Raw genomic sequence first — 13,554 nt, 5'->3', positions numbered from 1 at the left:
TACATGGAAGTTACTGAAGAACTTAATGAAAACAGGATGTTAAGTCTTCAGCAACAATTAAAGGGAACATAGCCTTTTTTAATCCATGCGCGCTGGCTTGATGAGGAAGAAAATAATCAATATCGCCGAGTGTTACCGGAGAGGCGTCAAACCCTTTTTTTAGAAACGCTGGTAAGGCTTTACGCACATGTTTAAAGAGTGCTTTGCCCTCCATCTCAAACTGGCAACTTTTTAAATAGGCTTGATGCTCGGAGGTATGCGGATTGATATGACTACCTCCGCCCTTAATTTGACAAAATGAATACCCGGTATGATGCGTTTCAAAGTGACTGGTGAGCAATCCATCATCGTTGTGTTCTTCGAGCAAAAATGCGGCGGCACCGTCCGCGAATAAGGTTGCAACTTCTGGTTTGAGCGTAAAATTTCGATTCAGTGTGATGCCAGTGGCGAGTTCGCTGGTGACAATAAGAATCCGACGGTACCGTTTTGCTAAGAATAGACTCTGAGCAAGATCAAGCGCAGAGAGAAAGGATAAACAGGTGCTGTTCAAATCAAAGCTTTCTAGCCATGTTGGAGCGTCTAACGCGGCGAGAACCGCTGAAGCGTCGTAGGGTAGAGACTGGTGGTGTGTACCGCTAGCGTAGATAAGGAGATCAACGGAGCTTAAGGTATGTGTGTTTCCTAAACACTGCTCTATTGCCTGCACCGCCATGTAAATAGCGGTCTCTTTTGTATTGGCTACATGACGATATTCAACGTCGAATTTATTTCGGCAGGTCCCTGGCGCTAATTTTAGGAAGTGATCCATCTCTCGATCAGACCATTGATTCGTTGGCAGGTAGCTTCCACTGGAAACGATGTTAAAGCCCATTATTCTCTATACACTTATTAAAAACGTCGTTCAAAATAAACCACGTTGCATATTGAAGCTATGGTGAGCGAGATGAAAAATAAACAGAACAAAACAAATGGGAGTAAGAGCACGCTTTGGGTGCAATGCTGAGAATGAATTTTCAGGAATGAGCCAGGCTTTTATTTGCTGGCTCAATTTGAATAGAGTGAGGGTTACTTCTTAAATTTCGCCAAAATACGATCCAAATGGTTTGCAAATTCGCGTCGATCGGTTTGAGAAAGCGCGGCGGGCCCACCTGTCTGAATTCCGCTTGAACGCATGGTTTCCATAAAGTCGCGGATATTTAGGCGAGCTTTGATGGTGTCTTTTGTATAGAGCTCGCCACGAGAACTGAGGGCTTGAGCGCCTTTAGAGATAACCTCATCTGCAAGCGGAATATCTGACGTAATCACCAAATCGTTGGCTTCTACACGCTTGACGATTTCGTTGTCTGCGATGTCAAATCCCGCAGGGACTTGTAGCGAATGGATGTTGTCTCTTTTCGGCACAGGGACAACGTGGTTAGCGACAAACGTACATTCAATCCCCGTACGCTCGGCGGCACGCACAATGGTTTCGCGAATAACTTTTGGACACGCGTCTGCATCTACCCATAACTTCATGATGATTTCTCATTTAGCTTGGCTTCTAGCTCTTCAATACGAGCCACTAATTTTTTCACCGTGCTTTCTAGCGCTGCAAGACGATCATTATCGGTGTGCGTTTGTGCTGCGACTTCAACCTTGGGAACACGCTGAGCACTTTTCCAACTTTTTATTGCGGTGATTAATGCAGGCATTGGGACGGGCGTTTTCAAGCGTGCTTTCACTAACGCTACGGTTGGTTCTTTTCCTTGTTGTTGCAGTTGTTCCATTACCGCTTCTAATTCTTTAGTAACGTCTTGAGTTAACATTTTTAATCCTTAACAACGATATATCTATCATCATACGTTGAGTGCGCTAATTTGGCGAATGGCATTTTGGAGAGTGTAGTGTGAGAGATCTCTTACATAGGTTGTGAGAGAAAACGATTTCGTAAGCGGGAAAAGAGAAGATAAAGAGCTTAAGTTTATGATAAATAATGATTTAACAACTTGTTAACCAATGTGAGAGCCAAATATTTATCTTGGATAGATTGTCTATTTTTGGAAAAGGCGTAAATTGAGAGTTGTCAGCAGGAAGCAGACATGGAACAGGAAAGCACCAAGGATTTGGTTATCGTCAGGAAGACGATTTGGTTGGTCAGGATGATTAATCAAGCATGGAGCGTAGGACATTGTAAGGATACGATCATCAATAGGATGTTGATGACTAAGGATAGACAATGGACCCTCTAGGATTGAGGTTATGGACAGCATCAGGAAGATGCAAGGGACACCGCTCAAGGAACAAGTGACGTGTGCTAACGAGGAATGTTAGCAGTCAGGATGATAAGGACACCGCTAGGACGGCGACGTAAGGAATAAGCTGACGGAATCAGCCACTATTATGGATGATGCATGGAGCACTTTTAGTAGCCGGACTGCTGCGAGTAAGACCATGACCCCGATACTTATGTGTCGGGGTCTTTCTTATATAAAAACGATATCCAGTGTTCTCATTGAATTAAGCATCTCGATGTTATTTGGGGATATCAATATCACAAAATATATAAATTCCTAATAACACTTAATAAAAAACAACTCAGATCAATATCCTTTCCAACCAGTTGGTTTAACTTTCGGCTTCTCTACAAGGTGTTATGCCCGCAATCATTGAGCATGTTCAGCTCATCGAGTTTGTGATCTGCGGATAGATTAAGTTTGTTGTAATCAAGGAACAGATGTGGCCATAGTAACCAGAAGAATGCTTCTTCTACCCTACAATGAGTCGTTGCAACTAGAATTCGTCATGCTGAATTGCTGTGCGAAAAACCGTGCTGAATTGAATGGTCCGTATACAGTTGCGTCTGCCAAACAGATGTTTGAGAAAATACTGGATGATGAGAACATTTATAGTATGGCAGTGCTAGAGAGCACCAGTCGTGACTATATGGGGCACGTGTTCATTGCTAATCTCGATTCCGAACCTGAATTAGGGTTTATTTTTGATAAATCATATTGGGGTAAAGGGTTAGCAACAGAAGCACTAAAAGCATTTTTCCCCAAAGCGTGCCGTGAGTTGGGCTTGAATAAGGTGAAAGCTAACGTGAATAGCAATCATCAAGCTTCTATGGCGGTACTGAAAAAGCTGGGATTTGTTAAAACAAAAGAAAGTAAGGATGTATATGGTCCTTACTTTGAAATGGAATTTACAAGCGATGCGGTGGTAGGTGAAAGTTCTGCGGCCTGAAACCGACCATGGTTAACTCTCCTTGGTAGCAATCGTCACCAAGAGATGAAAACTCAAATTGATACACCGTATGCCAACGCCAGACTCCGTCTGGCGTTTTTAGTTTATGGGCACCAAAGGCGATGCTGATTAATTGGAGATCCAATTGCTCACATTTACGCGTGATGGCCGCTTTTGCGAGTTCGGCTTGGCGACGCTGTTGCCAAAACAGGTAACAGAAAAAGCAGAGCCCTAAAATTGCTAAAAGATCACCAATCATTCCTGAACCTTTCTTAGCTTTTTGTTGCTTGTTGTAAGCTTACTAGCGCATTTGCTAGTTCCTCTGATGGGTTTGAATGCAGCAAAGGCAATAACACCATTCTTAACTCTGGCAGCATCACTAAATCGGCAAATAACTGATTAAATAGGGATTGATTACCGGTTTGAGCTAAACGCAGCAAAAACTGTTCCGCTACCTTTTCATTGGCGAGTAAGTGCCAAGCGCGGCCCGCCACACCAATCAATACCTCCTGATGGCTTAAACGAGGGCTATGCAATATCGCATCTAATACTGGAGAGGCGACTTCTGTTGGTGCACCAGCAAGGGCTCGGATAAGTGCTGAAAGTAGGAAGAGATCAGGTTCGCTACTTGCGATTTCTTGCTGTGCCTTTTCTGCGATACGTTCTGCTAAACGCTCTTGTAGCTCTACATGCTCAAGCGCACCTAATAGGGCATAAAGTGGCTCATTTGGTAGGTGGTTCAACGCTTTGCGTATCATTACTCCGTTTTGCTCTTTGTCCAGGCGAGCGGCTATGTCTGTGATACCTTGCAGACCTACAGTTTGCCAATTATCCCAGCCTAAACCTCCAGAGAAGTAATGCTGGGTATGCTCGTAATATTGGCTGGTAGGAAGATTGAGGTTTGCGCGGACCTGGCTATGAAACACGGCCATTTTATCTTCGGAAGGTTTGAAAGTGTATGGGTTGTTAGACAGCTTTTGCTGTTGCTCTTCAGTGATATCATCATTGAGGCGTGTTCCCATAGCCTCCACTACGTATTTAATGAAATTGCCGATATCCGCTTGCTTTAACAAACCGCGCTCGTCCAATTCAAACTTTAGAAACCAAATCCAAGGTTGCTTTTGTTCATTCCAGTACGCGATGGCAAGGTGTGCTTTACGTTGCATTGGAAATGGGTAAGGTGCTTGACCTTTTTCTACATCGGTAAACTCTTTCTTAGCGATGGTTTTGATACGGCGACCAAGATCGAAGATTTGATAATCACAGTGGCTGTTGTTCAACAGTTGAGTGAGGGTTTGAATGTTTTCCATTAAATACGACGTCCTAACGTTCTTTTCACAAGAAATGGTATCATTCTCGGCTAATTCAAGGTTCGAGATAGAATTAATGGTAACAAATACTCAATTGGTCGACTTACTTCACCAACTTGAAGCGCAGCTTAGAGAGCATAACTTATGGCAATATACTATGCCTTCAGAGCAAGCCTTACAAAGTACAGAGCCATTTGCGATTGATACATTGCACCCTCATGAGTGGTTGCAGTGGATCTTTATAGCCAGAATGCACTCACTAGTGAAAAATAACCAACCATTGCCAAGAGGGTTTTCTCTCGAGCCCTATTTTTCAGAAGCGTGGAAGCAGGAACCGCAGTTCGCCGAGCTGCTTGTTACAATCCGAACCATTGACGAACTGTGTAAGTAAACGAATGCTAGAACAAGAACTAACGCGATCTTCAGAACCAGTTGAGCTGGAGATCGTTTATCAGGATGAATATTTTGTAGCGGTCAATAAGCCTGCAGGCATGTTAGTGCATCGCAGTTGGTTAGATAAACACGAAACTCAATTTGTCATGCAAACTTTGCGCGACCAAATTGGTCAGCATGTGTTCCCATTGCATCGTCTGGATCGTCCAACATCTGGTGTGCTCGTGTTTGCGTTGTCGAGTGAAGTCGCATCACAAGTCATGCCGATGTTTGCTGAACATAAAATGGAAAAGACATACCACGCAATAGTACGCGGTTGGATTGAGGAAGAGGGCGTTTTGGATTACGCGCTCAAAGTCGAGTTAGACAAGATTGCGGATAAGTTCGCTTCACAAGAAAAAGAAGCGCAAGAAGCGGTGACGGAATATAAGCCGTTGGCTAAAGTGGAGGTTCCCTATTCGACGGGTAAATTTCCTACAACGCGTTATTGCTTAGTTGAGATGAAACCTAAAACGGGGCGTAAGCACCAACTTCGTCGTCATATGGCACATCTACGCCATCCGATCGTGGGTGATACAACGCACGGGGATGGAAAGCACAACAAGCTGTATCGCACAGAGTTTGAATCTCATCGTTTGCTACTGCATGCTTCAGAGTTACGGTTTGTCCATCCATTTACCGATCAAGAGATTGTCATGACGGCCAATCTTGATGAAACTTGGCAGCAATTGTTTACTCGATTTGAGTGGGATGAACCGATAATCGGCGCAGTTAGATCTAGATAATGATTGAGTACAAATAAAAAGGGTTAGCATCAATGCTAACCCTTTTTAATATTTAAGACTTAACGTTTTACTTTAGTTTTTCAAGATCCGCTTCGATCTCTGCGATCTTGCTCGAAACGACTTTTTCTAAATGACGAAGGTCTGAAAGAATTTTCTCTTTTACATCAACCTCAGGTTGTTTCGTTGGCTTAGTGATTTTATTCAGTTCATCAATGACTAATGTGAGGTTACGGTTGATTTCCGTTACTTCTTTATATTTGTGACTGCCACTGTCCACAAGAACATTTTTGATTTGGCGCGGGTATTTGAATTTAACGCTTTTAGCGAACAGTTCGCCTTTTTGCTTGTGGAAATAGATCTTGAGTACGTCTTTGTGTGCTTCTTGGCGTAGGGAATAACGTTCAATCTGCTTAGGGTCGTGAATACCCAAACCAGTGAGGTGGGGATACATAGGTTACCTCTATTACATCGAATTGATATTGATATAACTGTAGCAGCCTATGTATGAGCTAGATAGCTGATATTTAGCCAAAATGCTTAACTTGTGGGCAAGATCGCTCTCGCCCAGAACCGAAAAGATTGGCAGGTTTGATCTAAGCAGCGACCTCATCAGATAACTTTTCGATCAATCTCTCTCTTAGCTCATCTTGCTGTTCTTCACTTAATCTTCCCCCTGCATCACTGGTTAAAATAAACAAGTCTTCTGCTCGCTCACCAATGGTGGTGATTTTTGCACCATGAAGGTTGATATTTAAATCAGCAAACGTACGGCCTACTTTGGCCAACAGCCCTGGTGTGTCTAGCGCGACAAACTCCATTAAAGTGTGTTTTTTACCTTTGGTTGGTAAGAAGTCGACTTTGGTTTTCACATTAAAGTGCTGAAGTTTGTTCGGAGTACGGCGCGTTTTAATCTTGGTTGGTCGGCCCGCCTCCAGTACATGGGTGAGGTGTTTAATCACCGCCGCGTGACGAGATTCATCGATCGCTTCGCCATGTTGATCGAGTACCATAAAGGTATCAATCACGTGCCCATCTTTGCTGGTCATGATTTGCGCGTCGTGTACATTAAAATTACGCCTATCTAACTCCGCCACGACCGTCGCAAATAAAGCAGGCTGGTCTTTCGTATATACAAACACCTCAGTGCCGCCACGAGTGGCTTTTTTACTGATCAACACCAAAGGCTTAGTCGGATCTTCCATGCGAAGTAAGTGTTCGCAGTGCCACGCGATTTGCGTATGGGTATGACGAAGGAAGTAGTCAGCTTTGAAGCGTTGCCACAATACTTCAATTTCGCGCGCGGCAAACCCCTCTTTGCGCAGCATTGCGGAGGCCATTTGTTGATTGTGGCGAATTCGCTCACGCACATCGACAGGGTTCTCTAGCCCTCTGCGTAAAGCACGTTGTGTGGAGTAATACAGCTCTGCAAGTAAAGTTCGTTTCCAAGCATTCCAAAGTTCTGGGTTGGTTGCACAAATATCTGCAACTGTCAGGCATACAAGATAATCGAGAGATTCTTCGTCTCTGACTTTTTTGGCAAACTCGGTAATGACATCGGGATCATAAATGTCTCGGCGCTGTGCGGTGACAGACATTAATAGATGATGTCTTACCAACCAAGCGACAAGTTTGGCTTCGGGCTTCGATAAGCCATGCTCAATGCAGAAGTCGTATGCTTCTCCTTCACCGATAATTGAGTGATCGCCGCCACGACCTTTCCCGATATCGTGGAAAATAGCGGCAATAATCAGCAGCTCTTTCTTTTGCATTCGAGGGTAGACGTCACAGCAAATTGGGTGCTTCGCATGATTTTCTGGGTCACTAAAAGTGTTGATGTGTTTAAGTAAGCGAATACTGTGTTCATCAACTGTGTAGGCATGGAATAAGTCAAACTGCATTTGACCAACAATCTGACTCCATTGCGGTAAATAGGCCGCCATAACCCCTAATCGGTGCATGAGACTGAATGCTTTGTGCAGAGCATTAGGGTGACGACATAACGCCATGAACTTTTCACGCGCAGCAGGAATGGTGTGCAAAAACTTGTTGAGCCGACGGCGAGCGGTGCGCAGTTGACGCAGCGTTGGTGGGCTCACCCCTTCAATAGTTGAGTCGTTAGCAATATGTAAGAACATATCCAGAATAGTTTCTGGGCGAGCTTGGAACAATGCGGGTTTCCGCGCTTCAATTAAAGAACCGCGACGTTGAAAGTCCGTATCGAGAATCTCGGCACTTTCTGTCGCCCCACCATTAATGATCGCTTGGTCAAAGAGTTTGAGTAGCATTTTATTGAGCTCTGCCACACGACGAAGCGTGCGGTAGAACTCTTTCATCATCATTTCTACGCCTCGATTGCCTTCTCCGACGTAGCCTAGATTTTCCGCAACTTGTGCTTGATGGGCAAAGGTCAAGCGGTTGTCATAGCGGCGAAGCTCCATGTGCAGAGCGAAACGTACTCGCCAAAGGAAGTCCTGACATTCAACCAATTCTCGGTATTCTGCGTCAGTTAAAAATCCGTATCGGCTCATTTCTAACAATGAAGTCGCACCAAAGTGACGTCGAGCGACCCAGCTTAATGTATGAATATCGCGCAGCCCGCCAGGGGTTGATTTAATGTCCGGTTCTAAGTTGTAGGTCGTGTCGTGGTAACGTGCATGGCGTTCGCGCTGCTCTTGAATTTTAGCGCGGTAAAACGTCTCACTTGGCCAGAAGGAGTCTGATAACACGACTTTCTTCAGTGCCTGAAAGGTGTCCTCGCTTCCACACAGCAATCGCGCTTCTTGCAGGTTTGTCGCGACCGTTAGATCGGCTTTACCAATTTCAGCACATTCAGTAACGGTGCGAACAGCGTGTCCGACCTCGAGTTTTAAATCCCACAACAGCGTAATGAATTCGCTGATTTTTGCTTCTAACGCGGTTGGCAGTTTATTGTTCGACAGAATCAAAATATCGATATCGGAGAGCGGATGCAGCTCGCCTCGTCCGTAGCCACCAACGGCAACTAGGGAAATGTTGTAAATATCCTTGAAACCAAAATGTTGCCACAAACGATTGAGAAGCAGATCCATATATTCAGCTCTGGCTAAAACCAAGCTTGTTACCGGATGATGATTGAGAAACTCTTGGTTTTGATTAGAGCTAAACTTCTCTAATTCTTGTTTGAGTTCACCGATATTGATTTGTTCATCGGAAAAGGTAAGAGGGGACTGAAGTGTCATATTTGCCATCCGTGCAAGCTAATCTAATAACAATCTAACAAATTTGCGGCAGATAAAAAATATCCCCGCCGAAGCAGGGATATAGTAAACAACGAGTGGTTGTCAGCTTTACGCGTTTTTCATTAGGCGAGGAATCGTATCGTCGCTACGAAGCGTCAGTACTTCACAACCTTCTTTTGTTACTACAATGGTATGTTCCCATTGCGCAGAGTTCTTGCCGTCGCCCGTGTAAACAGTCCAGTCATCTTGTGCATCAACAGAGCAACCAAATTTACCTGCGTTAATCATCGGCTCAATAGTAAAGCACATGCCTTCTTTTAATACGCGGCGGTCTTTGTTCTTGTAATGAACCACTTGTGGTTCTTCATGGAACTCATCGCCGATACCGTGACCACAGAAGTCTTTCACAATAGAAAACTTGTTGCGAGGATTGTTCTTGTTGTTCTCTTTGATGTACTTCTCGATAGCTGTACCGATGTCGCCAACTGTTGAACCTGGCTTAACGGTACGCATACCAACGTACAGTGCTTCTTGAGCTACCATGCACAGACGTTTGTTTGCAGGCGAAACATCACCGACTAGGAACATCTTAGAAGTGTCACCATGGTAACCCTGAGGACGCACGCTCAGATCGGCATTCTCATCATTTGGAACGATTACGGTAATATCAACGTTTAAGATGTCACCATCTTTTAGTACCGCCGGCTTCATTTGGCCGTTGCTACCGATTTCGTCTTTTTCCGCTGGAATACCGTGGCATACGATATGGTTGATTGAAGTACAGATCGACTTAGGGAAACCATGGTAATCAAGCGGAGCAGAGTATGCGCCTTTTTCTAGAGCGTACTCATGACAGATTTTGTTTAACTCTTCTGTCGTCACACCAACTTTGATGTGTGGTTCGATCATTTCTAGAATCTCTGCGGCTAGCTTGCCCGCAATGCGCATGCGTTCTATTTCTTCAGCAGTTTTAATCTTGATTGACATTGGCTTTCTCTACTTATTCCTAAGCACGTAAACGTGCGAATGGCCGCATTCTATCAGACATCGGGGCGTTAACCCAAGTTAGATAGGAATATGCATCATTCTTAATTCGATCATATGTTTAAAGTTTTGCTTATAAATAGGAGAAAGTGGCTCGGTGAAGAAATAATTTTTACTAGCCACAGTGAGCTAAAATATGGTATAAAGCGCGCCGGAATAGAGGACTGTTCTCTTCGTTTAGCAAAGTTAAGCGGCGAAGCAAGCTTCATCCGAATAACCTTTTATCTTTAAATCACACACATTCCGTCACATATTCCGGGGTGCTGAGCAGAAGCTTGGTCGGAGTTATGGGGAATGTGGAGGCCTAACCCCATAGAGGATTTTAAAATGGCAACTGTATCAATGCGCGATATGCTAAAAGCTGGTGTTCACTTCGGTCACCAGACTCGTTACTGGAACCCAAAAATGAAGCCATTCATCTTTGGCGCTCGTAACAAAGTTCATATCATCAACCTAGAAAAAACTGTACCAATGTTCAACGACGCTCTAGCTGAACTAGCTAAAGTTGGCGAGAAGAAAGGTAAGGTTCTATTCGTAGGTACTAAGCGCGCTGCATCTGAAGCTGTTAAAGAAGCTGCAATCGCAAGCAACCAGTTTTACGTAAACAACCGCTGGTTAGGCGGTATGCTTACAAACTACAAAACAGTTCGTCAGTCTATCAAGCGTCTAAAAGAACTAGAGACTCAATCTCAAGACGGTACTTTTGACAAACTAACTAAGAAAGAAGCTCTAATGCGTACTCGCGAAATGGAGAAGCTAGAGAAATCTCTTGGTGGTATCAAAGACATGGGAGGCCTACCAGACGCTCTATTCGTAATCGACGCTGATCACGAACACATTGCAATTAAAGAAGCTAACAACCTAGGTATTCCAGTATACGCTGTGGTAGATACTAACTCTAACCCAGACGGCGTTGACTACGTAATCCCAGGTAACGACGACGCGATCCGCGCTGTACAGCTATACCTGAACGCTGCTGCTTCAGCAGTATCTGAAGGTCGTAACAAAGACGTAGCTGCAGTTGCTGAAAAAGACGGTTTCGTAGAAGCTGAATAATAGCGGCTCTGTGTCACACTTGGTCTATGTGAAACCTTTGTGTAGCATAAACTAAGTTATAGTTAGCAATGGGGGCCGACAATGTTAGGCCCCTGTTTTTTACCTTATTTCGAATCAAACGAGGAAGACAGAATGGCAACTGTAACTGCTGCTCTAGTTAAAGAACTTCGCGAGCGTACTGGCGCTGGCATGATGGAATGTAAGAAAGCGCTTGTAGAAGCAAACGCTGACATCGAACTAGCAATTGAAAACATGCGTAAATCTGGCGCAGCGAAAGCAGCTAAGAAAGCTGGTAACGTTGCAGCTGAAGGCGCAATCATCATCAAAGAAGAAAACGGCGTTGCTGTTCTTCTTGAAGTTAACTGCCAAACTGACTTCGTTGCTAAAGACGGTAACTTCACTGCATTCGCAGAAGAAGTTGCAGCTGCAGCTCTAGCTTCAAAAGCTTCTGTTGAAGAACTACAAGCACAATTCGAAGACGCACGTGTAGCTCTAGTAGCTAAAATCGGTGAAAACATCACTATCCGTCGCGTAGAATACGTTCAAGGCACTGCAATCGCTTCTTACCGTCACGGTGAGAAAATCGGTGTTGTTGTTGCTGGTGAAGGCGACGCAGAAACTCTTAAGCACGTTGCAATGCACGTTGCTGCTTCTAAGCCTGAGTTCGTTAACCCAGAAGACGTACCAGCTGACGTAGTAGAAAAAGAGAAAGCTGTTCAAGTTGAAATCGCAATGAACGAAGGCAAGCCTGCTGAAATCGCTGAGAAGATGGTTGTTGGCCGCATGAAGAAATTCACTGGCGAGATCTCTCTAACAGGTCAAGCTTTCATCATGGAGCCTAAGAAAACTGTAGGCGAAATGCTGAAAGAAAAAGGCGCTTCAGTTTCTACGTTCGTTCGCCTAGAAGTAGGTGAAGGTATCGAGAAGAAAGAAGAAATGAGCTTCGCTGAAGAAGTTGCAGCAGCTCAAAAAGGTTAATCCTTAGAGACTGTATAAAGATTAGACCGTAGCCAAGGCTGCGGTCTTTTTATGAGCAGTGAACGATTAGCCGTGATGAATAGCCATAACTGAAGTTGTGTCTATTCATGACTGTTAATCAACAACTCTCTTTGGAAGGTAAACTCCATGACTACGAACCCTAAACCAGCGTATCAACGTATTCTATTAAAACTGAGTGGTGAAGCTCTTCAAGGTGAAGACGGTTTTGGTATTGATCCTGCGGTCCTTGATCGTATGGCACAAGAAGTTAAAGAACTGGTTGAACTGGGTGTTCAGGTTGGTGTAGTTATCGGTGGCGGTAACTTGTTCCGTGGTGCAGGCCTAGCTGAAGCTGGTATGAACCGCGTAGTTGGTGACCACATGGGTATGCTTGCTACAGTAATGAATGGCCTAGCGATGCGTGATGCTCTTCACCGTGCATACGTAAATGCGCGCGTTATGTCTGCAATCCCTCTAAAAGGCGTATGTGACGACTATAATTGGGCTGATGCGATCCGTGAGCTTCGCCAAGGCCGAGTTGTCATCTTCTCTGCTGGTACTGGTAACCCGTTCTTTACAACGGATTCTGCTGCTTGTTTACGTGGTATCGAAATTGAAGCGGATGTTGTACTAAAAGCGACGAAAGTTGATGGTGTATTTACTGCTGACCCTGTAGCAAACCCAGACGCAGAGCTGTATGATAAGCTATCTTATGCAGAAGTTCTGGATAAAGAGCTGAAAGTTATGGACTTGGCGGCGTTTACGCTAGCTCGTGACCACAAAATGCCAATCCGCGTATTTAATATGAACAAGCCAGGCGCACTACGTCGCGTGGTAATGGGCGAAGCAGAAGGCACGCTCATCAACGAATAAGCTTGGCTTAAGGTGCCACTCCAAAGCGTTAGGGTGGTGCTTGCTTTGCTCAACCGTTTTAGGCTTTCTTCAGGAAAGATGACATTTTTAAGGTGAAACTGTGATTAACGAAATCAAAAAAGACGCGCAAGAGCGCATGGATAAAAGCGTTGAAGCGCTTAAGAACAACCTTTCTAAAATTCGTACAGGTCGTGCACACCCAAGCCTACTATCTGGTATTTCTGTAGAATACTACGGTGCAGCAACACCTCTAAACCAAGTAGCAAACGTTATTGCTGAAGATGCACGTACACTTGCAATCACGGTTTTTGATAAAGAGCTGACGCCGAAAGTAGAAAAAGCGATCATGACGTCTGACCTTGGTCTAAACCCTATGTCAGCTGGCACTATCATCCGCGTTCCACTTCCACCGTTAACGGAAGAACGTCGTAAAGACCTAGTTAAGATCGTTCGTGGTGAAGCTGAAGGTGGTCGTGTTGCTGTTCGTAACATCCGTCGTGACGCAAACAACGATCTTAAAGCGCTTCTAAAAGATAAAGAAATCTCTGAAGATGAAGATCGTAAAGCACAAGACGAAATTCAAAAGCTAACTGACGTTGCAGTTAAGAAGATCGATGAAGTTCTTGCTGCAAAAGAAAAAGAGTTGATGGAAGTTTAATACTCCCACACACATCA

At 44.4% G+C, this 13,554-nt stretch carries 14 protein-coding genes and 1 pseudogene; 7 read left to right on the top strand and 8 right to left on the bottom strand.

Annotated elements, in window-relative coordinates:
* Window positions 1-328: 328 nt before the first annotated feature.
* From R8O11_RS20270 to R8O11_RS20260, 3 genes and pseudogenes are all read right to left on the bottom strand, one after another.
* A pseudogene (locus R8O11_RS20270) lies at window positions 329-712 on the bottom strand (ketoacyl-ACP synthase III); the annotation flags it as partial.
* 353 nt (window positions 713-1,065) lie between these two features.
* Window positions 1,066-1,515: a YaiI/YqxD family protein gene (locus R8O11_RS20265; RefSeq protein WP_005380310.1), complete on the bottom strand. Its 450-nt coding sequence runs from the start codon at window positions 1,513-1,515 to the stop codon at window positions 1,066-1,068.
* A complete protein-coding gene (locus R8O11_RS20260; protein ID WP_238762486.1) occupies window positions 1,512-1,805 on the bottom strand; it encodes a hypothetical protein in 294 nt (97 codons plus the stop codon). The genes R8O11_RS20265 and R8O11_RS20260 overlap by 4 nt, the downstream gene beginning before the upstream one ends.
* A 931-nt stretch (window positions 1,806-2,736) precedes the next feature.
* Between R8O11_RS20260 and R8O11_RS20255 the strand changes: the two genes are divergently transcribed.
* On the top strand, window positions 2,737-3,222 hold the full coding sequence (locus R8O11_RS20255) for a GNAT family N-acetyltransferase (protein WP_025768243.1): 486 nt from the start codon (window positions 2,737-2,739) through the stop codon (window positions 3,220-3,222).
* On the opposite strand, the gene R8O11_RS20250 is transcribed toward R8O11_RS20255, so the two are convergent.
* Together R8O11_RS20250 and R8O11_RS20245 are read right to left on the bottom strand one after the other, a co-directional pair.
* Window positions 3,182-3,481: a DUF3301 domain-containing protein gene (locus tag R8O11_RS20250; protein WP_005380315.1), complete on the bottom strand. Its 300-nt coding sequence runs from the start codon at window positions 3,479-3,481 to the stop codon at window positions 3,182-3,184. The two genes, R8O11_RS20255 and R8O11_RS20250, sit on opposite strands and share 41 nt — an antisense overlap.
* A gap of 13 nt (window positions 3,482-3,494) precedes the next feature.
* The gene (locus R8O11_RS20245; protein ID WP_085569849.1) at window positions 3,495-4,532 is read right to left on the bottom strand and encodes a DUF3549 family protein; all 1,038 of its coding nucleotides are present in this window, start codon (window positions 4,530-4,532) and stop codon (window positions 3,495-3,497) included.
* Between the two features lie 76 nt (window positions 4,533-4,608).
* Between R8O11_RS20245 and R8O11_RS20240 the strand changes: the two genes are divergently transcribed.
* On the top strand, window positions 4,609-4,923 hold the full coding sequence (locus R8O11_RS20240; RefSeq protein WP_005380318.1) for a YqcC family protein: 315 nt from the start codon (window positions 4,609-4,611) through the stop codon (window positions 4,921-4,923).
* A 4-nt stretch (window positions 4,924-4,927) separates the two neighbouring features.
* Window positions 4,928-5,710, top strand: a complete 783-nt coding sequence (gene truC / locus R8O11_RS20235) for a tRNA pseudouridine(65) synthase TruC (RefSeq protein ID WP_213898536.1) — start codon at window positions 4,928-4,930, stop codon at window positions 5,708-5,710.
* 67 nt (window positions 5,711-5,777) lie between these two features.
* On the opposite strand, the gene R8O11_RS20230 is transcribed toward truC, so the two are convergent.
* The 3 genes from R8O11_RS20230 to map form a co-directional block, all read right to left on the bottom strand.
* Complete coding sequence (locus R8O11_RS20230) at window positions 5,778-6,161, bottom strand: DUF3461 family protein (RefSeq protein ID WP_005380322.1); 384 nt, start codon at window positions 6,159-6,161, stop codon at window positions 5,778-5,780.
* A 142-nt stretch (window positions 6,162-6,303) separates the two neighbouring features.
* Window positions 6,304-8,928: a bifunctional uridylyltransferase/uridylyl-removing protein GlnD gene (gene glnD, locus R8O11_RS20225; RefSeq protein WP_017636037.1), complete on the bottom strand. Its 2,625-nt coding sequence runs from the start codon at window positions 8,926-8,928 to the stop codon at window positions 6,304-6,306.
* A gap of 108 nt (window positions 8,929-9,036) precedes the next feature.
* The gene (gene map / locus R8O11_RS20220) at window positions 9,037-9,915 is read right to left on the bottom strand and encodes a type I methionyl aminopeptidase (protein WP_005380326.1); all 879 of its coding nucleotides are present in this window, start codon (window positions 9,913-9,915) and stop codon (window positions 9,037-9,039) included.
* Between the two features lie 384 nt (window positions 9,916-10,299).
* On the opposite strand from map, the gene rpsB reads away from it, so the two are divergent.
* From rpsB to frr, 4 genes are all read left to right on the top strand, one after another.
* A complete protein-coding gene (rpsB, locus tag R8O11_RS20215; protein WP_005380327.1) occupies window positions 10,300-11,028 on the top strand; it encodes a 30S ribosomal protein S2 in 729 nt (242 codons plus the stop codon).
* 132 nt (window positions 11,029-11,160) lie between these two features.
* Complete coding sequence (gene tsf, locus R8O11_RS20210) at window positions 11,161-12,006, top strand: translation elongation factor Ts (RefSeq protein ID WP_005380328.1); 846 nt, start codon at window positions 11,161-11,163, stop codon at window positions 12,004-12,006.
* Window positions 12,007-12,153: 147 nt separating this feature from the next.
* Entirely contained in the window at window positions 12,154-12,879 is a 726-nt protein-coding gene (pyrH, locus tag R8O11_RS20205; protein ID WP_005380329.1) for a UMP kinase, read from the top strand.
* Window positions 12,880-12,979: 100 nt separating this feature from the next.
* Entirely contained in the window at window positions 12,980-13,537 is a 558-nt protein-coding gene (gene frr, locus R8O11_RS20200; protein ID WP_005380330.1) for a ribosome recycling factor, read from the top strand.
* The last annotated feature ends 17 nt before the right edge of the window (window positions 13,538-13,554 follow it).

Source organism: Vibrio sp. 1288, from assembly GCF_033344475.1.
This window is presented reverse-complemented; position numbering and strand designations above follow the sequence as displayed.